This is a genomic window from Nocardiopsis sp. MG754419, from assembly GCF_018207095.1.
In the GTDB taxonomy this organism is placed as follows: domain Bacteria; phylum Actinomycetota; class Actinomycetes; order Streptosporangiales; family Streptosporangiaceae; genus Nocardiopsis.
On the sequence record NZ_QOCZ01000019.1, the window covers coordinates 1 to 21,324 of the forward strand.

General features: G+C 70.4%; 20 protein-coding genes. 13 read left to right on the top strand and 7 right to left on the bottom strand.

Annotated elements, in window-relative coordinates; genetic code table 11:
• Positions 1–1,039 (bottom strand): serine/threonine-protein kinase (locus DSY14_RS05730; RefSeq protein ID WP_211715403.1); only part of this gene is annotated, 1,039 nt, incomplete at its 3' end.
• 262 nt (positions 1,040–1,301) lie between these two features.
• On the opposite strand from DSY14_RS05730, the gene DSY14_RS05735 reads away from it, so the two are divergent.
• From DSY14_RS05735 to DSY14_RS05745, 3 genes are all read left to right on the top strand, one after another.
• Positions 1,302–2,249 (top strand): 4-(cytidine 5'-diphospho)-2-C-methyl-D-erythritol kinase, encoded by a 948-nt coding sequence (locus DSY14_RS05735; protein WP_211715404.1) that lies wholly within the window; start codon positions 1,302–1,304, stop codon positions 2,247–2,249.
• Positions 2,250–2,332: 83 nt separating this feature from the next.
• Positions 2,333–3,052, top strand: coding sequence for a thiamine pyrophosphate-dependent enzyme (locus tag DSY14_RS05740; RefSeq protein ID WP_211715405.1), 720 nt, complete (start codon positions 2,333–2,335; stop codon positions 3,050–3,052).
• Positions 3,053–3,054: 2 nt separating this feature from the next.
• Positions 3,055–3,954 (top strand): transketolase family protein, encoded by a 900-nt coding sequence (locus DSY14_RS05745; RefSeq protein ID WP_211715406.1) that lies wholly within the window; start codon positions 3,055–3,057, stop codon positions 3,952–3,954.
• A gap of 198 nt (positions 3,955–4,152) precedes the next feature.
• Here DSY14_RS05745 and DSY14_RS05750 read toward each other — a convergent pair whose 3' ends face one another.
• Positions 4,153–4,662, bottom strand: coding sequence for a lamin tail domain-containing protein (locus DSY14_RS05750; protein WP_211715407.1), 510 nt, complete (start codon positions 4,660–4,662; stop codon positions 4,153–4,155).
• Between the two features lie 198 nt (positions 4,663–4,860).
• On the opposite strand from DSY14_RS05750, the gene DSY14_RS05755 reads away from it, so the two are divergent.
• The 3 genes from DSY14_RS05755 to DSY14_RS05765 all read left to right on the top strand — a co-directional run bounded on the left by DSY14_RS05755 (position 4,861) and on the right by DSY14_RS05765 (position 8,486).
• Positions 4,861–6,642: an ABC-F family ATP-binding cassette domain-containing protein gene (locus DSY14_RS05755; RefSeq protein WP_211715408.1), complete on the top strand. Its 1,782-nt coding sequence runs from the start codon at positions 4,861–4,863 to the stop codon at positions 6,640–6,642.
• 96 nt (positions 6,643–6,738) lie between these two features.
• Positions 6,739–7,230 (top strand): glutathione peroxidase, encoded by a 492-nt coding sequence (locus DSY14_RS05760; RefSeq protein WP_211715409.1) that lies wholly within the window; start codon positions 6,739–6,741, stop codon positions 7,228–7,230.
• Positions 7,231–8,033: 803 nt separating this feature from the next.
• Entirely contained in the window at positions 8,034–8,486 is a 453-nt protein-coding gene (locus tag DSY14_RS05765; protein WP_211715410.1) for a hypothetical protein, read from the top strand.
• 53 nt (positions 8,487–8,539) lie between these two features.
• On the opposite strand, the gene DSY14_RS05770 is transcribed toward DSY14_RS05765, so the two are convergent.
• The 4 genes from DSY14_RS05770 to DSY14_RS05785 form a co-directional block, all read right to left on the bottom strand.
• Positions 8,540–9,514, bottom strand: a complete 975-nt coding sequence (locus DSY14_RS05770) for a GDSL-type esterase/lipase family protein (protein ID WP_211715441.1) — start codon at positions 9,512–9,514, stop codon at positions 8,540–8,542.
• 81 nt (positions 9,515–9,595) lie between these two features.
• On the bottom strand, positions 9,596–10,105 hold the full coding sequence (locus tag DSY14_RS05775; protein ID WP_211715411.1) for a MarR family winged helix-turn-helix transcriptional regulator: 510 nt from the start codon (positions 10,103–10,105) through the stop codon (positions 9,596–9,598).
• Between the two features lie 109 nt (positions 10,106–10,214).
• Positions 10,215–10,871: a TetR/AcrR family transcriptional regulator gene (locus DSY14_RS05780; RefSeq protein WP_249187377.1), complete on the bottom strand. Its 657-nt coding sequence runs from the start codon at positions 10,869–10,871 to the stop codon at positions 10,215–10,217.
• Positions 10,872–10,885: 14 nt separating this feature from the next.
• Positions 10,886–11,866, bottom strand: a complete 981-nt coding sequence (locus tag DSY14_RS05785; protein ID WP_211715412.1) for a fatty acid desaturase — start codon at positions 11,864–11,866, stop codon at positions 10,886–10,888.
• 588 nt (positions 11,867–12,454) lie between these two features.
• Here DSY14_RS05785 and glmU point away from each other — a divergent pair.
• From glmU to pth, 4 genes are all read left to right on the top strand, one after another.
• Entirely contained in the window at positions 12,455–13,921 is a 1,467-nt protein-coding gene (glmU, locus tag DSY14_RS05790; RefSeq protein WP_211715413.1) for a bifunctional UDP-N-acetylglucosamine diphosphorylase/glucosamine-1-phosphate N-acetyltransferase GlmU, read from the top strand.
• Positions 13,922–13,938: 17 nt separating this feature from the next.
• The gene (locus DSY14_RS05795; RefSeq protein WP_211715414.1) at positions 13,939–14,907 is read left to right on the top strand and encodes a ribose-phosphate diphosphokinase; all 969 of its coding nucleotides are present in this window, start codon (positions 13,939–13,941) and stop codon (positions 14,905–14,907) included.
• Positions 14,908–15,455: 548 nt separating this feature from the next.
• Entirely contained in the window at positions 15,456–16,055 is a 600-nt protein-coding gene (locus DSY14_RS05800; RefSeq protein WP_211715415.1) for a 50S ribosomal protein L25/general stress protein Ctc, read from the top strand.
• A gap of 108 nt (positions 16,056–16,163) precedes the next feature.
• Positions 16,164–16,799, top strand: a complete 636-nt coding sequence (gene pth / locus DSY14_RS05805; RefSeq protein WP_211715416.1) for an aminoacyl-tRNA hydrolase — start codon at positions 16,164–16,166, stop codon at positions 16,797–16,799.
• A 214-nt stretch (positions 16,800–17,013) separates the two neighbouring features.
• Here the strand turns inward: pth and DSY14_RS05810 are convergent, their stop codons facing one another.
• Entirely contained in the window at positions 17,014–17,565 is a 552-nt protein-coding gene (locus DSY14_RS05810; protein ID WP_249187379.1) for a TetR family transcriptional regulator, read from the bottom strand.
• A gap of 59 nt (positions 17,566–17,624) precedes the next feature.
• Between DSY14_RS05810 and DSY14_RS05815 the strand changes: the two genes are divergently transcribed.
• The 3 genes from DSY14_RS05815 to DSY14_RS05825 all read left to right on the top strand — a co-directional run bounded on the left by DSY14_RS05815 (position 17,625) and on the right by DSY14_RS05825 (position 21,300).
• Complete coding sequence (locus DSY14_RS05815; protein WP_211715417.1) at positions 17,625–18,602, top strand: DsbA family protein; 978 nt, start codon at positions 17,625–17,627, stop codon at positions 18,600–18,602.
• 343 nt (positions 18,603–18,945) lie between these two features.
• Complete coding sequence (locus DSY14_RS05820) at positions 18,946–20,505, top strand: sugar transferase (protein ID WP_374223984.1); 1,560 nt, start codon at positions 18,946–18,948, stop codon at positions 20,503–20,505.
• Positions 20,506–20,508: 3 nt separating this feature from the next.
• Positions 20,509–21,300 carry a 3'(2'),5'-bisphosphate nucleotidase CysQ gene (locus tag DSY14_RS05825; RefSeq protein WP_211715418.1) on the top strand — a complete coding sequence of 264 codons (792 nt, stop codon included), beginning with the start codon at positions 20,509–20,511 and terminating at the stop codon, positions 21,298–21,300.
• Positions 21,301–21,324: the final 24 nt, after the last annotated feature.

A 21,324-nucleotide genomic window follows, 5' to 3' on the forward strand; every position in this document is an offset into this window, starting at 1 on the left:
GCGAGCGGGTGAAGTTCCCGGTCTGGTGCGCGGGCGGCATCGGCGGCACCGCCTGGTACTGACCCGGTGCCGGGTGGCGCAGCCCCGTCGCGGTCTGGTGCGCGGGATGCGGCATCCCGGGGGGTCCTGGCGGCATCGGCGGCAGGTTGGGTCGCCACGACTGGTGCAGGGCGTGCGACACCATGTCGTTCGGGTTGCCGGCCTCCTCACCGCCGGCGAGCTCCAGCAGGAGGTCCTGGGCGGTGGGCCGACGGCCCGGCTCCTTGGCCAGGGCCCGCGCGACCAGCCGGTCCAACGGCGGGTCCAGGTTGCTGATCTGCGGTTCGGCGAACAGCACCCGCTTGCCCAACGTCATGGCGTCGCCGTTGCCGAAGGGGTGCGTGCCGTTACCGGCGAAGGCCACCAGACAGCCCCAGGCGAAGATGTCCGCCGAGGTGGTGACCTTCTCCTCCAGCAGCTGCTCGGGCGCCATCCACCCCGGGCTGCCCATGACGATGCCGGTCTGGGTGTGGTTGGTGGCGGTGTTCATCGCCCGCGCGATACCGAAGTCGATCACCCGTGGGCCGGAGATCGACAGCAGGACGTTGGCCGGCTTGAGGTCGCGGTGGACCAGACCGGTGCGGTGGATGGCGGCCAACGCCGCGGCCACGCCCAGGGCGAAGCCGTGCAGGGTGGAGGAGTCCAGAGGACCGTTCTCCGCGATGTGCTCGGCCAGAGCCGTGCCCGCGATGTACTCGGTCACCATGTAGGGACGGTTCTCGAACGTCCCGTGGTCGAGCACCTTGGCGGTACAGAAGGAGGCGACCTTGCGGGCGTTCTCCATCTCATCGCGAAAACGCGCCCGGGTCTGCTCGTCGAACGCGAGCTCCGGGCGGATGACCTTGATGGCTACGTGGTTGTTCTTCTCGGGCGTGCTGCCCAGGTAGACGGTTCCCATGCCGCCGCTGCCCAGCTTGCCGGACAGCACGTAAGGACCGATGGTGGCCGGATCTCCGGCGACCAACGGTTCCAGGTTCTTCGGGAGCCCATCCGACGGCAAGCGACCCTCCCCGACGGTGTCCAAACTCCGCCTTGCCCCAAGGTAGCGGTGTTTGTGCCCGGATTCCCACTCATAGGCCGTATTGGGCCGCTTCGGGGGCGGGCGGAAACTGACATGACAGTGGCAGCGAGTCCGTGGTCGTGGCACGCGTTCGTGCTCCGAGGCGCGGATCTCCGCGCTGATCGAAGCCCGTGAACACCGCGGGCCCCGCTCGGGGGTGTGTGTTCACGCAAGGTGGGGGTTCCTTTACGATTGGGGACTCGTGACCGTTAATACCACCGTAACCGTGCGGGTCCCCGCGAAGGTGAACCTCCAGTTGGCGGTGGGGCCCGGCCGCGAGGACGGATTCCACGACCTCGTCAACGTGTTCCACGCCGTCTCGCTGTTCGATGAGGTTACCGTCACGGAGGCGTCCGCGCGTCGGCAGAGCCCCTTCGTCTCGCTGACGGCCCGAGGCGAGATGGGTTCGCACCTGGCCAGGGTGCCCCTCGACGAGAGCAACCTCGCGGCCCGTGCCGCCCTGGCGGTGGCCGAGGAGACCGGGCGGGGCGCACCGGTCGACCTCCACCTGGACAAACAGATCCCCGTGGCCGGCGGGATGGCGGGGGGTAGCGCCGACGCCGCGGCCGCCCTGGTCGCCTGCGACCGACTCTGGGGCACCGGACTGTCCCGGGAACGCCTGGTGGAGTTGGCCGCCCGGTTGGGGAGCGACGTGGCGTTCGGCCTGGTCGGAGCCACCGCGGTGGGCACCGGGCGCGGGGAGATCCTGGAGCCGATGCCGTCCCCGGGGCGCTACCGCTGGGTGTTCGCCCTCTCCAAGCGCGGCCTGTCCACGGCCGACGTGTTCCGTGAGTACGACCGGCTGCGTCCGGACGCCCCTGAGCCCCGGCCCGATCGGGAGTTGGAGAAGGCACTGGCCACGGGCGACGCGGTGGCGCTGGGGCGGGCCCTGAGCAACGACCTGCAACCGGCCGCCCTGTCCCTGCTGCCCGAGTTGGAGCGGACCCTGGAGGCCGGGCGTGCCGCGGGTGCCCTGGGGGCCCTGGTGTCCGGTTCCGGGCCGACCTGTGCCTTCCTGGTGGGCGGTGGCGAGGGCTCCACGGTCGTCGCGGAGCGGGAGGCCGAGGTGGTGGCGGCCCTGACGCGCACCGGCCTGTGCGAGCAGGTCGTGGCGGCGGACGGGGACGTGCCCGGCGCCACCGTTCTGTGATGCGAATCACTCGGGCGTGCGCGAGGGAGAAGGGCGCCGCACCCCTTGACCTCAACAATGGTTGAGGTCGAACACTGGGGTGCATGACGACCGCAGCCACGTTCTCCAGGTACGCCGACCTCCCGGCACTCATCGGACTGATGGAGGGGGACGAGAAGCACACGGGGGCCGCCGCCTCCACCCTCGACGTCCTGTGGGTCCTCTACGACCACGTCCTCGACGTCACCCCCGCCACCGCCGAGGCCCCCGACCGTGACCGCTTCCTGCTGTCCAAGGGGCACGGCCCGGCCGCCTACTACGCGGTGCTCGCGGCCAAGGGCTTCCTCGACGTGCCCACCCTGCGACGCTGGACCACCTTCGACTCTCCGCTCGGGCACCACCCGGACCGCGTGCTGGTCCCCGGGGTCGAGATCGGCAGTGGTTCGCTGGGGCACGGCATGGCCTTGGGGCTGGGCAGCGCCCTCGGTCTGCGGGCCCAACGGATCCGCAGGCCCGACGGCACCGAACCCCGGGTGGTGGTGCTGATCGGCGACGGTGAACTCGACGAGGGCGCCAACCACGAGGCCATCGCTGCCGCCGGGCGGCTGGGCGCCGACAACCTCACCGTCGTGGCGATCGACAACGGATCCGCCACCCACGGCTGGCCCGGGGGCATCGGCCGCCGCTTCGAGGTCGAGGGCTGGCAGACCCGCGAGGTCGACGGGCGCGACCACGACGCCCTCCGCGCCGCCTTCACGCCCTCCCGCACCGGACGTCCCCTGGTGGTCGTCGCTCGTGTCCGCAACGGAAGCCGAGGAGCCTAGCCATGCGTGAGACCTTCGCCGCCACCGTCGACCGTGCCCTGGACCGCGACCCCCGCACCGTGGTGGTCCTGGCCGACATCTCCGCGGGACTGTTCCGCCGCTCGGCGCTCGAACACCCGGGCCGCGTCATCAACCTGGGCATCCGGGAACAGGCCATGATCGACGTCGCCGGGGGGCTGGCGCTCACCGGTATGCGGCCGGTGGTGCACAGCTACGCGCCCTTCCTCGTCGAGCGTCCCTTCGAGCAGATCAAGATCGGTCTGGGCCACCAGGACGTCGGCGCGATCCTGGTGAGCATCGGCGGCTCCTACGACGCCTCCGAGGAGGGGCGTACCCACCAGGCGCCCGAGGACGTCGCCGTCCTCGACACCCTGCCCGGGTGGACCGTGCGCGTGCCCGGCCACCCCGACGAGGTGCGCGACGCCCTCGAACAGGACCTCCCGGGGGACCATCGCGTGTACCTGCGACTGTCGGGTACGGCCAATCGTGCGGCCCTGCCGGTCGGGCCCCGTCTGCACGTGGTGCGCACCGGCTCGCCCCGCTCCGCCGGGGTCGTGCTCGCGGTCGGTCCGATGCTCGACCGGGTGCTGGAGGCCACGGCGGACCTGGACGTGACGGTCGCCTACACCTCGACCGTGCGCCCGTTCGACCGCGCGGGGCTCGCCGCCCTGACCGCCGCGGCGGGCAACGCCGACGTCCTCGCGGTCGAGCCCTACCTCCGCGGGACCTCGGCGCACGAGGTCTCCGAGGCGCTCGTCGACCGGCGGCATCGTCAACTCTCCCTGGGCGTGCCCCGGGACGCCGAACTGCGCGCCTACGGCACCCCCGCCGAGCACGCCCGTGCCCACGGGCTGGACACGGAGGGAATCGCGAAGGCCGCCCGGGACTTCTTCCTGGTGTAGGCCCCGCGCACGGAGACCGTGCGCGGAGTCCTCGGAGGGGCGAACCCTCCCGGAACCCGCCCGGGGCCTTGCGTGGTGCGGCCCCGGGCGTTCCCCTTCATGCGTGGTGTGCGGTGGACGTTCCTCCCGCCCCGCGTCGCCCCGGTGGCGGCGCCACCGGTGTTCCGCTCGCGACGGGCGTCCGTCACCACGGAGGATCTAGCAGGCGTAGGTTCTGCCGTCGGCCGCCTTGCCCCAGTTGCAGCTGCTCAGGGTGCCCGCGGCCTTGTTGTCGTCCTTGCTGCCCGGCTTCTTCAAACGCAGGTCGGGGTTGCGCGCGGTGCCGTCGTTGGGCAGCACGTGTCGTGCGTAGCCCCGGTAGACGTGGTGCTTGCCCTTGGCGTCGCGGTGGTTCTTCCCGCTGCCGGTGTGCACGTAGACGACCGCCCCGGCCGGGAGGTTGTACGAGGGCAGCGCGCGCCCGTAGTTGTTCGAGGTGATGTCCGGGACGTAGCCCTTGAGGTTGACGGTCTTCTTCGTCACGTTCCTGACGATGAAGTACTCGCCGTTGAGGTTGACCTGCTTCTTGTTCTTGATGTCGGCCCCGGCGGCGTTGGGCCGCACGTGGGTGATCATGAGGGCCCCGGTGGTCGAGGCCGCGTGCGCCGGAACGGGCACCAGGAACGCCGCGAGCAGTGCGGCCACGAGAACGGCACGGATGGAGCGCATGGGCTCCCCTTTCGATACGCGACCGTCCTTCGATGCGAGCCTCCAGGGGAGGGGCTCGTAAGCGGGGGTGCCGAGGACAGAGCAGAAGCGTAGCCCGTCCGCGACGCACGCGGTGACGGAAAAGGATGGTTCGCGAAAAGTGTCCGCCCGGGCGGGCGCCGGTCAGTCCACCTCCGTGGGGGCAGCACAATGGAGGTGATGACGAATCTGGTCAATCTTCAGGACGTGTCCCTGGCCTACGGGCCGCTCGTACTCCTCGACAAGGTGTCCCTCGGCGTCGACGAGGGTGAACGGATCGGCGTGGTGGGCCGCAACGGCGGTGGCAAGTCCACGCTGATCTCCGTGCTGTCGGGGATCACCGAGCCCGACTCCGGCCGTGTCGTGCACAACCGCGGTCTCCGGGCCGGGTTCCTGCACCAGCGCGACGACTTCCCCGACACCACGGTCGGCGAGTTCGTGCTGGGCGGGCTGGCCGAACACGAGTGGGCGGGCAACGCCCGTATCCGCGACATCCTGAAGGGCCTGCTGGGCGGCTGGGACCTGGACCTGCCGATGGCGGGGCTCTCCGGCGGTGAGCGTCGCCGCTCCGGCCTGGCGCGACTGCTGGTCGACGACCACGACCTGATCGTGCTGGACGAGCCCACCAACCACCTCGACATCGAGGGCATCGCCTGGCTCGCCGACCACCTGAAGGACCGACCGGAGTCGCTCGTGGTCGTCACCCACGACCGCTGGTTCCTGGACGCCGTCACCACCCGCACCTGGGAGGTCGGCCGCGGGGCCGTGGAGCGCTACGAGGGCGGCTACGCCGCCTACGTGCTGGCCAAGGCGGAGCGGGACCGTCAGTCGGCCGCCGCCGAGGAGCGCCGGCAGAACCTCATGCGCAAGGAGCTCGCCTGGCTGCGCCGCGGTGCCCCCGCGCGTACCTCCAAGCCCAAGTTCCGCATCGACGCGGCCAACCAGCTCATCGCGAACGAGCCCCCGCCCCGCGACGCCGTGGAGCTGGTCCGCTTCGCCAGTTCGCGGCTGGGCAAGACCGTCATCGACCTCAAGAAGGTCTCGGTCGCCGTTCCCGACCGCACGCTCCTCGACGAGCTCACCTGGCAGCTGGGCCCGGGCGACCGGGTCGGGCTGGTCGGAGTGAACGGCGCGGGCAAGTCCACCCTGCTGAAGATCCTCGCCGAGGAGCGCGAGCCCGACGCGGGCACCGTGCGCACCGGCCGGACCGTCAGGTTGGCCCACCTGTCCCAGAACATCGCCGAACTCGACCCCACCGCCCGTCCCCTCCAGACCGTCATGGACGTGCGCGAGCACATCACCATCGGCAAGCGGGACTACACCGCCAGCCAGATGCTGGAGAAGTTCGGTTTCCGCGGTGAGCGTCAGTGGACCCCGATCGGTGACCTCTCCGGCGGCGAGAAGCGCCGCCTCCAGCTGCTGCGCCTGCTCATGGACGAGCCCAACGTGCTGCTGCTGGACGAGCCCACCAACGACCTCGACATCGAGACCCTCACCGAGCTGGAGGACCTGCTCGACGGTTGGCCGGGATCCCTGGTGCTGGTCAGCCACGACCGGTACTTCCTGGAGCGGATCACCGACCGCGTGCTCGCCCTGATGGGCGACGGTTCGCTCGCGTTCCTGCCGGGCGGGGTGGACGAGTACCTGGAACGCCGCGCGGCCACCGCCGGCGAGGTCACCGTGCCCCTGGGGGCCTCGGAGACGGCCGCGGCCCGGACGCCCGCCCCGGCCCCCGGACTCTCCCAGGCCGAGCGTCGCGCCGCCCAGAAGGAGATGCAGCGCGTCGAACGGCGGATGGACCGGATCGCCAAGCGCGAGGCCGAACTCCACGAACTGATGGCGGCCTCCGCCGAGGACTACACCCGGCTCGCCGAACTCGACGCCGAGGCCAAGACCCTCGCGTCCGAGAAGGACGAGCTGGAGATGGTCTGGCTGGAGCAGGCGGAGCTCGTCGGCGACTGAACGCGTGACGGGTGCCCGCCCCGCGCGGTCGTGCGCCGGGGCGACCCGTAGTCTGCTCACAGTGCGCGCACGGTTCCCAACGCAGGAGGAGACGCCATGGCCGACCTGGACGACATCCCGGTGACCCTGATCGACGGCCGGGAGACCACCTTCGGTGAGTGGTCCGGCAAGGTGCGCCTGGTGGTGAACGTGGCCTCTCGCTGCGGGTTCGCCCCGCAGTACGGCGTCCTGGAGGAGTTGCAGAAGCGCTACGAGGACCGGGGCTTCACCGTGCTCGGGTTCCCCAGCAACCAGTTCCTCCAGGAGTTCGGTGGTGAGGGGAAGATCGCCGAGTACTGCTCGATGACCTGGGGCGTGACCTTTCCGATGACCACCAAGGTGAGGCTCAACGGACGCAACCGGCACCCGCTCTACGCCGAACTCACCCGGGCTTCCGACGCCGCGGGGCAGGCGGGGAAGGTGAAGTGGAACTTCGAGAAGTTCCTGGTGCTGCCGGACGGCACCGTCCATCGCTTCCGCTCGACCACGGTGCCCGACGACCCGGAGATCGTCCGGCTCATCGAGGGTGCGCTGCCCGAGGAGGCCTGACCGCTCGGGCGGGGTCCGGGTCCGAGGGTGGGATGGGTCACTGTCCTCGCCTCCGCGAGGCGTCCCCCGGAAGGCCCCGCCACCGGACCGGAACGCTGTGACGGCGTCCCCGGGCCCCGATCGATGGTGGATCGGGGACACGGCGTTCCGCGCTCTCGAATTCGGCGGCCCACGGGAAAGGGAAAGCGCGCTTCGGGGCTCCGTTCCGGGCGAGGAGAACGGTCCCTTGTTCGAGGGCCGCCCGGAAAGGAACGGGCACAGGGCGAGGCCCAACGCGTTGCGGTCGGAAAGGTGATCCGGGCGCGGTGCGCCCGAGGATCGACCATGGTGCCGGTGTGGGGAAAAGGTGGCCCGGGCCCGGCGCTCGTCCACGTGGAACAGCGGATCCGCTCAGCTCAGGACGTGTCGGTGCCCGCACGCCGCGCGTCGTCGACCCGTCCCGAGCCGGCGCTGGCGGTCGTCGTCGGAGGGTCCGTGAAACCTCCGGTTCCCTTGGTGCGGTGGTGTTCGCGAACAGTCGGATACGGAACGGGGCGGGCCGTGCCGACGCGGGGCGGCCACACGATCGGCGCCGCCGGGTGTCCACGCGTGCGGACGCCTGCGCCGCGCGCCGTCCTGACTCGTGCACCGACACCGCGGACGAAGCGCGTCCGTGACCGTATCCGGGAATGGCATCGGCGGAGAAGGGTCCTTTTCGAGGGAATCCGGAAATGCTCCGGCCATGGGGTCGCGTTCCGGAGTTCCGCTTTCGCTGGACCGTCGTGGGGAACCGGCCCGTGTTCGCAGGCCCTAAACTCCGGGGCATGTCACGCCTCCCCCTTTCCGCCATGCTCGCGCTGGCCGTCCTCCCGGCCCTCACCGGATGCTCGTCGACGCACTCGACGGACGTCGGGCTGACCCTCACGGTCGCGCACCCCCAGGGTGACTTCGAACAAGGACCGAGCCTGTTCAAGACCTCCGACGTCACTTACATGGTGCGTTACCTCTCCCGCACCGAGCCCGACCGGGTGGACTTCGACCTCATCATCCTCGTGCCGGAGTTCGGTCGTCCGTTCGGGTTCGGTGACCTGGCCGTCACCTGTGTGGCGGACGGTGCGACCTCGACGGCCGACACCGACGAGGAACTGCGAAGCGAGGAGTTCGGGGGTGTCTTCGAGTTCCCCATGTGGTGCGAGGCCCCCGAGGACGCCGAACGGATGGTCGTCGAGATCGATCATCACGACGAACAGCTGAGCTTCGAGGGCGCCGTCTTCTGATCGTCGCCCGGGCCCGGGACGAGACCGGGGCCCGGGCCGGACCCCTCGGGGCCTCAGCGGACCCGGGCCTCGAAGGCCTCCGCGATCCGCTGGGCGCCGGCGGCGTTGGTGTGGATGTCCGGGCCGCGCACGGTGTCGCACATCCAGGTCAGCTCACAGATGGTCGCCACGTTGACCGGAACCTCGCCCTGGCCCTCGGCCGCTTCGGTGTCGGTGTTGTGGAAGGCCGCGTCGACCTCGGCGACCTCCACGCCGGCCGCTTCGTAGGCGGCGGCGAGCGCGTCGTTGAACTCGTCCATGACCTCGACCGATCGTGCCGCGAGCCCGGTGTGGGACGCCTCCTCCACGGCCTCCTCCGGGGCGTCCTCGCTGAGGTCCTCGGCCCCCGCCGTGGGTGCGTCCAGGGACCGCAGGCCGTCGAGCAGTGCCAGGGCGAGGAACGGGTTGTAGTAGGTCATCCCGATGATCTGGGTGTCCTCCCCGGCGGCGTCGCCCAGACGCTCGGCGATCTCGGGGACCTCCGACTCCAGGCGGTCCATCCCCTCGGCCACGCACTCCTCGTCGACGCCGGCGGCCTCCAGCCGCGGTGCGGCCCCGGGGCGCACACCGGTCACACAGTCCGTGAAGTTGTTGGCGCCGATGGTGAGGGTGATCAGGCTCACCTGGTCACCGTGCTCCTCCAGGTACTCCTCGGCCTGGTCCAACTGGGAGCCGGCCTCGTACCGCTCCTCGCACAGAGGGAGCCCGCCCTCGATGAACGTGGTGGTGTCCTCACCGCCGCATCCCAGGCGTTCGTGCACGAGCGAGGGGTCGTCCTCCCGCAGGTCCTCGTACAGCACGTCGGTGAAGGACTCGTCGGTCTCCACCACGGAACCGTTCTGGTCGGGCTGGACCCCGACGGTCAGGGAGTCGCCCAGGGACAGGTAGTGCTGCGAGGCGCCCTCGGAGACGGGCTCTCCCCGGTCCTCCTCGGGGCCGGAGCATCCCGCCACCACCAACGCCACCGCCGCCACGGCGGTCCACCGCATTCTCACACTGCTCTCCCTTCACAGCCATGCCAAGGCGCACCTTCTCCGGGGGCACCGAACGAGGGGGGTCGACCGCGGGATCTACCCCTCTTCGCCGGAGCGAATCCCATCGAGGGGGACCAGCAGGTGACGCAACAACCCCGCCAGCTGCTCGCGCTCGGCCGCGGGCATGGGGGCGAGCAGCGTCTCCTCGTAGCGGAGCAGGGACGCCAGGGCGGCGTCGATGCGCTCGGCGCCCTGGTCGGTCAGGCGCACCAGAACGCCGCGTTTGTCGGCGGGGTCGGGGCGGCGGCGCACCAACTCGGCGGCGGCCAGACGGTCGACCCGGTTGGTCATGGTGCCGGAGGTGACGAGTGTGGCCCGGAGCAGCCGGCCCGGGCTGAGTTCGTAGGGCGGTCCGGAGCGACGCAGCTCGGCGAGGACGTCGAACTCCCAGGGTTCCAACGTGTGCTCGGTGAAGACGGTGCGCCGGGCACGGTCCAGGTGGCGGGCGAGCCGGGACACACGGCTGAACACCTCGAGTGGTGTCACGTCCACGTCCGGCCGCTCGGAGCGCCACGCCTCCAGAAGCCCATCCACCTCATCGCGCATGGGACCCAGCATATCTCTTGACATCAAGATAGTGGGGCGGGTATGCGTATCGCACCCGCCCCACGATCGACGTGGAAGGGCGGCGTCGCCGAGGACGACGCCCCAGGGGTCAGCCCGAGCGCGGTCGGCGCGTGTCCAACCTCGGCTTGGACTCCAGCGCGGAGAGCCCGTTCCAGGCGAGGTTGACCAGGTGGGCGGCGACCACCTCGCGCTTGGGCTTGCGCACCTCCAGCCACCACTGGCCGGTCAGCGCCCACATGCCCACCAACGCCTGGGCGTACATGGGAGCGAGCGCCGGGTCGTAGCCGCGTTCCGCGAACTCGTCGGCCATGATGTGCTCGACCTGGCTGGCGATGTCGTTGATCAGGCTGGCGAAACTGCCCGTTCCGGAGGCCACGTGGGAGTCACGGGTGAGCACCCGGAACCCGACACTGTCCTCCTCGACGTAGCGCAGCAGGGCCAGGGCCGCCTTCTCGATCTTGTTCCGCGCGTGGTCGGCGGTGAGGGCCTCGCCCATCATGTCCAGGAGCGTGCGCATCTCCCGGTCCACGACGACGGCGTAGATGCCCTCCTTGCCGCCGAAGTGCTCGTACACCACGGGCTTGGACACACCGGCTCGTGCGGCGATCTCCTCGACGGAGGTCGCGTCGAACCCTCGTTCGGCGAACAGCTCCCGGCCGATCTCCAACAGCTGTTGCCGACGCTCCTTGCCCGTCATGCGCTTGCGGCGCACGCGGGTCCTCTGTTCGCTGTCGGCTGCTCCCATGATGGTTATCGATCCTAGACCTTGACCCGCTTCGCGGCGAGTCGTTCGTTGTTCGGCCAACGCACCTTGGTCGCCCAGCCGAACTTCTCGAAGATCCAGATGATCCGCGCGGAGATGTCGATCTGCCCCTTGAGCACACCGTGGCGGGCGCAGGTGGGGTCGGCGTGGTGCAGGTTGTGCCAGGACTCACCGAAGGACGGGATGGCCAGCCACCACACGTTGCGGGAGCGGTCGCGCACCTCGAAGTTCTCCTCGCCGATGGTGTGGCAGATGGAGTTGATCGACCAGGTGACGTGGTGCAGCAGGGCGACGCGGACCAGGCCGGCCCAGAAGAACGCGGTGACCGCGCCCCACCAGGACATGGTGACCAGACCACCGATGGCGGCGGGGGCGAACAGGGAGAACAACACGATCGGCACGAACAGCCGGTCGATGAGGACGACGTCCTTGTCCTTGAGCAGGTCCGGGGTGAAGCGGCGCGGCGAGGTGCGCTTCTCGTCCAGGTACATCCACGCCATGTGCGCGTAGTACAGGCCCTTGGCCACGGACTTCCAGTCGTCGCCGAAACGCCACGGGGAGTGCGGGTCGCCCTCGGCGTCCGCGTACTTGTGGTGCCGGCGGTGGTCGGCCACCCACTTGATGACGCTGCCCTCGATGGCCATGCTGCCCGCGATCGCCAGGGCGATGCGCAGCGGCCGGTTCGCCTTGAAGGAGCCGTGCGTGAAGTGACGGTGGAAACCGACGGTGATGCCCAGACCGCTGATCGCGTAGAAGACGACCGCGATGACGATGTCGGTGAGGGAAAGGCCCCAGCCCCAGAAGAACGGCACCGCCGCGAGCAGCGCGATCAGCGGGACGAACACGAAGGCGAAGACGGTGTAGCGCTCGGCCTTACCCCTCACCTCGGCCTCGTACTCGGGGATCGCCTCACGTTTGGGCTGGTGTGTCGTGGCGTCGGTGGCGCCTTCGGTGGGAAGTTCGGGGGCTGCGGTCATGGTCTGGAACACCTCGTTGCAGGAAACGTCGTCACTGGTCAGGACGGCGTCACAGGGGCATGCAACACCCGACCGGACGGCCCAACCTATTCCTACGTAACCGTAACCTACGACCCCGTAGGTTTGGCAAGTCCTCCATGGAAGGCGCTATGTTGGTGGCGCACGCCGGGGCCGAGGCCCCCGCGTTCCCGGATGATGTAATCGGCAGCATGTGGGGTTTTGGTCCCCATCGTCCAGGTTCGAGCCCTGGTCCGGGAGCGGTTCCCCGCCCACGCTCGACGCGCCCCGTGACCCTCGTGTCCCGCGCGTGAGACGGCCGACACACGGTCGCGTGGCTCACACGCCCGACCGTTCCGTGTCTCCCACCCCTCGGCGCCGACCGCGGCCGCACCGGCCCCCGACGTCCGATCGGTTCGACGCGCCGCGTCCACGCCCGCCGTTGCGCCGCCGAAGAGCGCCCATGGCGCACATGTATCCTTCCCATGTCGGCCGCCGGCCATCCGACGGCCGCCCGCGCGGCATGCGGGACGCGCCGCCGCCGGGTGAGCCGACTGTTCCTGTGCCAGCTATCACGAGGGGTCTCCTTCAGTGAGCGTGAAACGCCCGGCTGCCGTCATCGTCCTCTCCGCCGGAGAGGGCACCCGGATGAGGTCCAAGCTCCCCAAGATGCTCCACGAGATCGGTGGCCGCAGCATGCTCGGCCACGTTCTCGAGGCGGCGCGGGCCACCGACCCCGAACACACGGTCGTGGTGCTCGGCCACAAGCGCGAACACTTCACCGAGCACCTGGACAGGGTCGCCCCCGAGGCGTCCACCGCCGTCCAGGAAGAGCAGAACGGCACCGGTCACGCGGTGCGCATGGCTCTGGAGGACCTGGCCCGCCAGGGGCTCAAGCTCACCGGGACCGTCGTTCTCACCTGTGGTGACACCCCGCTTCTGCGCGGCAGCACCCTCAACGGCCTGGTCGCCGAACACGAGCGCGAGGGCAACGCCGTCACGGCGCTGTCCGCCCGCGTTCCCGACCCCCACGGTTACGGTCGTATCGTCCGTGACTCCGACGGTGCCTTCACCGAGATCGTCGAGCACGCCGACGCCACCCCCGAGCAGCACCGGATCGACGAGATCAACTCCGGCATGTACGCCTTCGACGGGGCCCTGCTCACCGAGGTCGTGCAGCGCCTGTCCAGTGACAACGCCAAGGGCGAGGAGTACATCACCGACGTCGTCGGTCTCCTCCGCGGCGACGGTCACCGGGTCGGCGCCTGGATCGCCGACGACTGGCACGAGGTCCAGGGCGTCAACAACCGCGTCCAGCTCGCCGAGGCCCGACGCCTGCTCAACGACCGCATCCTGCACGAACTGATGCTCTCCGGCGTCACCGTCGTCGACCCCGCGACGACCTGGGTGGACGCCCAGGTGAGCATCGGCCCGGACACCGTGGTGCACCCCGACACCCGGCTGTACGGAACCACCCGGATCGGCGAGGACGCCGTGGTCGGCCCCGGTGCCGACCTGCGCGACACCGTCGTCGGCGACGGTGCGGAGGTCCGCCAGACCACCGCCGACCGTGCCGAGATCGGGCCCGGGGCCACCGTCGGTCCCTACACCTACCTCCGGCCGGGCACCCGCCTGGCCGAGCGGGCCAAGGCCGGAGCCTTCGTCGAGGTCAAGAACTCGGACATCGGCGCCGGCTCCAAGATCCCGCACCTGACCTACGTGGGCGACGCCGACATCGGCGTGGGCAGCAACATCGGCTGCTCCTCGGTGTTCGTCAACTACGACGGGGTCAACAAGTCCCGGAGCACCATCGGCGACCACGTGCGCATCGGCAGCGACAACACCATCGTCGCTCCGGTGCACGTCGGCGACGGTGCCTACTCCGGGGCCGGGACCGTGGTCCGTGACGACGTCCCGCCGGGGGCCCTCGCCGTTTCCGAGGGACACCGGCAGCGTAACGTCGAGGGCTGGACGCTCCGCAAGCGTCCGGGAACAGCCTCCGCCGAAGCGGCGGAGCAGGCGGAACGGCGCGGAGCCGCCGTCGCCGACGAGCAGTGACTGTGGGGGAGAATCACGTGACCGGGATGAAGGCCACCGGGCAGAAACAACTGATGCTTTTCTCGGGGCGCACGCACCCCGCGCTGGCCGAGGAGGTGGCCAAGGAGCTGGGGATCGACGTGGTCCCCACCCGGTTCGACACCTTCGCCAACGGAGAGATCTTCGTTCGCTACCTGGAGTCGGTGCGCGGCTCCGACGCTTTCGTGATCCAGTGTCACGCGGACCCGATCAACGAGTCCATCATGGAGCAGCTGATCATGGTGGACGCGCTCAAGCGCGCCTCCGCCAAGCGGATCACCGTCGTCACGCCGTTCTTCGGGTACGCGCGTCAGGACAAGAAGCACCGTGGCCGCGAGCCCATCTCCGCCCGCCTCATGACGGACCTGTTCCGGACCGCCGGCGCGGACCGGATGATGGCGGTGGACCTGCACACCGACCAGATCCAGGGCTTCTTCAACGGCCCCGTCGACCACCTGTTCGCGCTGCCGATCCTGGCCGACCACATCTCCGACCAGGTGGACAACACCGAGATCACCGTGGTCTCCCCGGACGCCGGTCGCGTGCGCACGGCCGACCGCTGGGCCGACCGCCTCGGTGCGCCGCTGGCCATCATCCACAAGCGTCGCGACCCGGACGTCGCCAACCAGGTGAAGGTCCACGAGGTCGTCGGTGAGGTCAAGGGCCGCGTCTGCGTCCTGGTCGACGACATGATCGACACCGGCGGCACGATCGTCAAGGCCTCCGAGGCCCTGTTCGAGCAGGGTGCCAAGCAGGTCTACGTCGCGGCCACCCACGGTGTGCTGTCGGGCCCCGCCGCGGAGCGTCTGCAGAACTCCCGCATCTCCGAGGTGGTCGTCACCAACACGCTCCCCATCCCCGAGGACCGCTGCTTCGACAAGCTCACCCAGCTGTCGATCGCCCCGCTGATCGCCCGCGCGGTGAACGAGGTGTTCACCGACGGTTCCGTGACGAGCCTGTTCGACTGATCGTGCGTCCTTCGGGCCTCCGCCGCGCCTCGACTCGTGTGCGAGCGTCGCAAGGCCCGATGGGAACCTTCGGTGACCTCCGGTGCGCTGGTTCGTTCCACACGATCGCACCCGCGTCACCTCCGCCCGTCCGGTGCCCGAACACACCCACATCCCCCACCACGGGGGAGATCCTGTGGTTCCCCTCAGACCCCAGGACACCGCGTGCCCCCTCGGGGCCGGCCGGATCTCCGGTCGGCCCCGGTAGGGGATGTACGGAGTCGTCACCGGAAGCAGTAGACTTGACCGAGTGTCCCCGTGCCCGGATGGATGCGCACGCTTCCTGCGTGTGTTCTCCTCCCCGGAACCCACACGGGCAGGGGTGCGCGACGAGCGTTCCCGGGCCGGGCGGGTCCGGTGGCGGCTCGCCGGGCACGCCTGGAACCAGGGCGGTCGAGTCCCCTGCCAACTGGGTGACCCCGCCGTATTCCCCGCCGAGGGCGGGAAATCGTTCGTACTACTGGAGTCGTGTTCCCCGTGCTGCGGGGTTGAACCCGAGGAGTTTTGTCGTGTCCGAGGTACGTATCGCTGCCGAGCCCCGCACGGAATTCGGCAAGGGCGCCTCTCGTCGCGCCCGCCGCGCGGGTAAGGTGCCGGCCGTCCTCTACGGCCACGGCACCGAGCCCCGCCACCTGAACCTGCCGGGCCACGAGCTCATGCTCGCCCTGAAGACCCCGAACGTCCTGATCCGCCTCGGCGGTCTGGACAAGGACAACCTCGCCCTGCCCAAGAGCGTGCAGCGCGACGCCATCAAGGGCTTCCTGGAGCACGTCGACCTGCTCGTCGTCTCCAAGGGTGAGAAGGTCGAGGTCGAGATCCCGGTCAACCTGACCGGTGAGGTCAAGGCTCCCGGCGTGCTCAACCAGGAGCTCGTCACCGTGTCCATCGAGGCCGAGGCCACCCGCATCCCCGAGGGCGTCGAGTTCGACATCGACGGCCTGGAGATCGGTGCCACCCCCACCGCCGCCGACCTGAAGCTGCCTTCGGGCGTCACCCTGGTCACCGACTCGGAGAGCATCCTGCTCACCGTCGCCGCGCCGCGCGTGGAGGAGGAGCCGGAGACCAGCGAGGAAGCCGCCGAGGCCGCCGAGGAGGCCGCCGCCGAGTAACACGGCGGTGCGTCGCACCACCGGCTTTCCACCGAACGCGCGGGCCCGTCACGGGTCCGCGCGTTCGGCGTTCCGGGACCCGTCCGGGTCTGGATAGGGTCGTGCGGCATGTGGCGTTTCTTGAGCAGGTCGGGTGTCGGAAAGAGCAGGGACGACGAGGACATGGCCGAGACCGAACGGTGGTTGGTCGTGGGGCTGGGAAACCCCGGCCCCAAGTACGCGGGGAACCGGCACAACGCCGGCTTCATGGTGGTGGACGCGCTGGCCGCCGACAAGGGTGAACGCTGGAAGGCCCACAAGGCGCACGCCGAGGTCGTGGAGACCCGGATCGACGGCGCCTCCGTGGTCCTGGCCAAGCCCCGCACCTTCATGAACCTCTCCGGTGGTCCGATCGCCGGGCTGGCGAAGTTCTACAAGGTCCCGCTGGAGCGGATCGTCGTCGTGCACGACGAGATGGACATCGACTTCGGGGCCCTGAAGCTGAAGAAGGGCGGCGGTTCCGGCGGACACAACGGTCTGAAGTCGACCACGTCCTCCTTGGGCGGGCCCGAGTACCTGAGGGTGCGTTTCGGGGTGGGACGCCCTCCGGGGCGGATGGACCCGGCCGCGTACGTGCTGCGCGACTTCTCCTCGACCGAGCGCGGTGAGCTGGACCTCAACGTGGAGCGGGCCGCCGACGCCGTGCGGACCATCCTCACCGACGGTCTGGGCAGGGCCCAGAACGTCTTCCACACCGCGGCCTGAGTCACGGCCCTCCCCGCCCCGCGTGGGAGGGCCGGCCCACATCCCGTCCCGGAGCGCGCCCGGCGGTGTCCCCGCGCCCGGGTGGCGCCCCTCGACCCCGGGTCGACCACGGCGACCCGCCGACCCTGACGACCTCCGCCCGCCCATGCCCACCGTTCGGGGCGAGGGGCCGTCCTCCGGGGCCGGCGCTCGCGGGCCCCGGGGCGGTTCCGGTTCAGCGCGTGAGCAGCAGCCAGGTGTCGCGGGCGTCGGCGTCGGGGGAGCGCCCGGTATCGGCCGCGGCGGCGACCACCCCCACCAGCGCTCCGGCCACGTAGGACGCGTGCAGCTCCGCCGGGACCGCGACGTGCCGTGCGGGACGGCGGCCCTCGACGAACCCGGACAGCAATTCCCTCGTGAGGCGTGCGCGCAGCAGCTCGGAGAAACGGGCACCGCCGCGTTCGGCGAACATCCGTCGGTAGAGCACCGCGTTCTCCGCCACGTGGGCGAACAGGTCCACCAAGGGGGCCGGGGTCGCGTCATCGGGCGTGTCCAACGGACACAGTGCGGCGCAGTGGGCCACGTGCGCCACCGCGTCCTCCATCGCGTCGGCGACCAGTGCGTCCAGGTCGGCGTAGTGCTGGTAGGCGGTGGCCCGGTTGATCTCGGCCCGGCGGGCGACGGCGGCCATGGTGACGGAGGCGAGCTCCTGTTCTGCGGCCAGGGAGAGCAGTGCGGTGCGCAGGCGTCGTCGGGTCCGGCGGACCCGGGGATCGTCGGGGTTCATGACCCACAGCATAAACAACAGGTGTTGCTTTAGCAACGAGTGTCGTTTATCTTGACCGCATGAGAATCGAGATCTGGGCGGACCCCGTCTGCCCCTGGGCCTACATCGGCAAGCGCCGTCTGGAGAAGGCGCTCACGGGCCGGACCGGTGAGTCGGTCGAGGTCGTCTGGCGTCCCTACCGCATCGACCCCACCGCGCCCGCCGTGTCCGAACCGATCGACGCGGTCATGCGCGATCCCTTCGTGGAGGAGGCGCTCCAGGCCTGTGGGCCGCAGGCGTCCGAGGAGGGCGAGCTGGTCAAGATGTCCGAGGTCGCCGAGGCCGAGGGCATCGCGGGGGAGTGGGGCGCCGCCTGGCGCGCGAACACCCACGACGCCCATCGCCTCCTGGTCCTCGCCGAGGGGGAGGGCGGCCCCGTCCTGCAGGACGCGGTGGCCGAACGCCTGCTGCGCGCCCACTTCGTGGAGGGCCGCGACATCGCCGACCCCGCGGTGCTGGACGCGATCGCGACCGACGCCGGGTTCGTCCGCGGCGGGGAGCTCCTGGCCGCGGGCGGCGGCGACCGGCGGGTGCGCGAGCTGCTGCTCACCGGTAAGGCCGAGGGGGTGCGCACCTCGCCGACCTTCGTGGTGAACGGGATGTCCCTGTCCGGGGCCCAGGACCCCGCGCTGATCGCGGACTTCCTGGCGGAGGCCGGTGCCCGGTCGCTCCGCGAGCTGCCCGAGGAGGTGGAACGCCTGCGTCGGGCCGAGGCTCTGCTCGCCCTGCGGGATCCGTTGGGTGCGCTGGAGCTGCTCCGCCCCCTGCTGGACGAGCACGGCTTCGACCGGGCGGTCCGACTGGTGGAGGCCCGCGCCTACTTCCACTCGGCCCAGTTGGGTCGGGCCCGCCGGGTCCTGGAGGGACTGGTGGCCGACGGGGCGGACGACGCCTACGCCCACCTGCTCCTGGGCCGCACGCTCCGACGGCAGGGTGAGGGGGAGAAGGCGGAACCGCACCTGCGGCTGGCCGCCGTGATGGACCCGGCTCTGGCCTGAGTCGCACGCGCCCCGCGCCGACGCCCCGTCCGGAACCTCCGGGCGGGGCGTCACGCTGTGCTGCGATTTTCGGACGTCCCGAGTGCCGGTGGCGAGGTGTCCGCTTCGGAGAGGGTGATTCTGGTCTCAGAACAGACACATTGTCGCCAGGAATGGGACTTCTTCCCCCATCGGTTGCGACTCGTAGCGACTTTTCCACTACTTTTGGTTACTGTTCGGATCGGCAGTACGTGTTCTGCGCCCGACGACACGCCCCGCTCATACCCCCCGCGTGAGTCCCATGGCGTCAGTGGCGACTACTCACCGTGAGTATCTGAATCCTTTCGCGGTCTTGGGGGAATGCGTGATCACAGGTAGTGGGACCATCCAGGGGGAGACCCGGGTCCCGTCGCGACCGCTCACCGACGTGCGCTCGGTCGCGGGTTCGAAACAGATGTCGACCTGGGGCGTGGACCCGCGCCTCAGGCGCGACCGCCGCACCGGCGGCCCGGGGTCCGGCGCCCGGGCCTGGCTACGCCGTTACGTCGTCGACCTGGTCGGGCTCGACCTGCTCGCGGCGTTCATGGCCTGCCTCGCGGGGGTCCTCGTCCGCTTCCACGGTGCGCTGGGCGCGGACACCACCGCTCCCTACCTGCTGTTGTCGGCCGCGCTCCCCCCGATCTGGGTCCTCTTCGTGTTCCTCGGCGGCGGGTACGAGCACCGCTTCCTCGGGGTCGGCACGGAGGAGTACCGCCGGGTCGCGGTGGCCGGGGCGGTGCTCGCCGCGACGGTCGCCATCGGCGCCTACGCCGTGAAGTTCGACCTCGCCCGCGGCTACGTCCTCATCGTCCTGCCGCTCATCGTCCTGCTCGGACTCGGCCTGCGCTACGCGCGCCGCAAGGCCCTGCACCGCAGCCGCCGTCTCGGCAGGTGTACGCGGGGGGTGGTGGTCGTCGGCTACCGCAGCGCCGCCGGCGAACTCATCACCCGCTTCCGCGATGAGATCTACCACGGCATGGTCGTGGTGGGCGTGTGCCTGCCCGAACACGAGGCCGACGCCACCGACCTGGAGGGCTGCCCGGTCCTGGGCACCTTCACCGACGCCGCCGACGCCGCCGCGCTGGTCGGCGCCGACGTCGTCGCGGTCCTCGCCTGCCCCGAGATGGACGGCGTGGAGCTGCGCAGACTGGCCTGGCGGCTGGAGAAGACCGGGACCGAGCTCACCGTGGCCTCCGCCCTCATGGAGGTCGCCGGTCCCCGCACGACCATCCGCCCCGTCGCGGGTCTGCCCCTGCTGCACGTGGAGCACCCCGAGTTGGTCGGTGCCCGACGGCTGTTCAAGGGGGCCTTCGACCGGTGTGCGGCGGCGCTCGCCCTCGTCCTGCTCTCGCCCCTGTTCCTGGTGCTGTTCGTCCTGATCCGTACCGAGGACGGCGGACCCGCCCTGTTCCGCCAGACACGCGTAGGAAGGGGCGGCGTCGAGTTCCCCGTGTACAAGTTCCGTACGATGGTCGTCGGGGCCGAGGCACTGAAGTCGGTGCTGCGGTCCCACAACGAGCACGACGGTGTGCTCTTCAAGATGCGTCGAGACCCCAGGGTCACGTCCGTGGGGACGTGGCTGCGCCGCTACTCCCTCGACGAGCTCCCTCAGCTCGTCAACGTGGTGCGTGGAGAGATGTCGCTCGTCGGTCCCAGGCCGCCGTTGCCGGAGGAGGTCGCCCGCTATGGGCACGATGTCCGTCGGCGGTTGGTGGTCAAACCGGGACTGACGGGTCTGTGGCAGGTCAGCGGCCGTTCCGACCTTTCTTGGGAGGAATCGGTCCGTCTGGATCTGCGGTACGTGGAAAACTGGTCGCTGACGTTGGATATCCAGATCCTGTGGAAGACGTGGTCAGCGGTGATCCGTGGGGCGGGAGCATACTAGCCGGTGAAGAGCATCCGAAACGATCATGAGGTGGCCCGCGACCTGGCGAGCGAGGCCGGCCAGCTGCTGCTGCGCCTGCGCGCCCGCCACGGCTTCGACGAGCCCGAGGTTCTGCGCACCCTGGGGGACCGGACCTCGCACGAGTTCCTCTTCTCCGCACTCGGCCGGCTGCGGCCCAGTGACGCGGTGCTGTCGGAGGAGGGGGCCGACGACCCGGCGCGCCTGAGCGCCCGCCGGGTGTGGATCATCGATCCACTCGACGGCACCCGGGAGTTCTCCGAGCCCGGACGTACCGACTGGGCCGTGCACGTGGCGCTGTGGGAGAACGGCGCGTTGGTCGCCGGTGCGGTGGCGCTGCCCGCCCAGGGCAGCTGCCTGTCCACGGTGGACCCGCCGTGGCTGCCGGAGGAGCGCCCGGAGGGGCAGCGGCTGCGGATCACCGCCAGCCGTACCCGGCCGCCCGCCTTCGTGCAGCGGATGGCCACGCAACTCGGCGCCGAGGTCGTTCCGATGGGGTCGGCCGGCGCCAAGATCTGCGCCGTGATGCTCGGCATCGCCGACATCTACGTCCACGCGGGCGGTCAGTACGAGTGGGACAGCGCCGCCCCGGTGGCGGTCGCGCGCGCCGCCGGCCTGCACGCCTCCCGGATCGACGGGTCCGAATTGCGCTATAACGTAGCCGACCCGCTACTCCCCGATGTCCTTGTATGCCGATCGGAATTGTCGGGTATGTTGTTGGCTAGCATCCGCGACGGCGCGGACCTTGACAGTGCCGGTCCGCACGCGGGGGGCTGACCGAAGGACCCTCCGCGACGGAAC

Bases quoted from the DNA above. Each gene is read 5' to 3' on its own strand.
- DSY14_RS05740 (WP_211715405.1), top strand. From the start codon at position 2,333: ATGACGACCGCAGCCACGTTCTCCAGGTACGCCGACCTCCCGGCACTC.
- DSY14_RS05745 (WP_211715406.1), top strand. From the start codon at position 3,055: ATGCGTGAGACCTTCGCCGCCACCGTCGACCGTGCCCTGGACCGCGAC.
- DSY14_RS05750 (WP_211715407.1), bottom strand. From the start codon at position 4,662: ATGCGCTCCATCCGTGCCGTTCTCGTGGCCGCACTGCTCGCGGCGTTC.
- DSY14_RS05755 (WP_211715408.1), top strand. From the start codon at position 4,861: ATGACGAATCTGGTCAATCTTCAGGACGTGTCCCTGGCCTACGGGCCG.
- DSY14_RS05760 (WP_211715409.1), top strand. From the start codon at position 6,739: ATGGCCGACCTGGACGACATCCCGGTGACCCTGATCGACGGCCGGGAG.
- DSY14_RS05765 (WP_211715410.1), top strand. From the start codon at position 8,034: ATGTCACGCCTCCCCCTTTCCGCCATGCTCGCGCTGGCCGTCCTCCCG.
- DSY14_RS05770 (WP_211715441.1), bottom strand. From the start codon at position 9,514: ATGCGGTGGACCGCCGTGGCGGCGGTGGCGTTGGTGGTGGCGGGATGC.
- DSY14_RS05775 (WP_211715411.1), bottom strand. From the start codon at position 10,105: ATGCGCGATGAGGTGGATGGGCTTCTGGAGGCGTGGCGCTCCGAGCGG.
- DSY14_RS05780 (WP_249187377.1), bottom strand. From the start codon at position 10,871: ATGGGAGCAGCCGACAGCGAACAGAGGACCCGCGTGCGCCGCAAGCGC.
- DSY14_RS05785 (WP_211715412.1), bottom strand. From the start codon at position 11,866: ATGACCGCAGCCCCCGAACTTCCCACCGAAGGCGCCACCGACGCCACG.
- pth (WP_211715416.1), top strand. From the start codon at position 16,164: ATGTGGCGTTTCTTGAGCAGGTCGGGTGTCGGAAAGAGCAGGGACGAC.
- DSY14_RS05810 (WP_249187379.1), bottom strand. From the start codon at position 17,565: ATGAACCCCGACGATCCCCGGGTCCGCCGGACCCGACGACGCCTGCGC.
- DSY14_RS05815 (WP_211715417.1), top strand. From the start codon at position 17,625: ATGAGAATCGAGATCTGGGCGGACCCCGTCTGCCCCTGGGCCTACATC.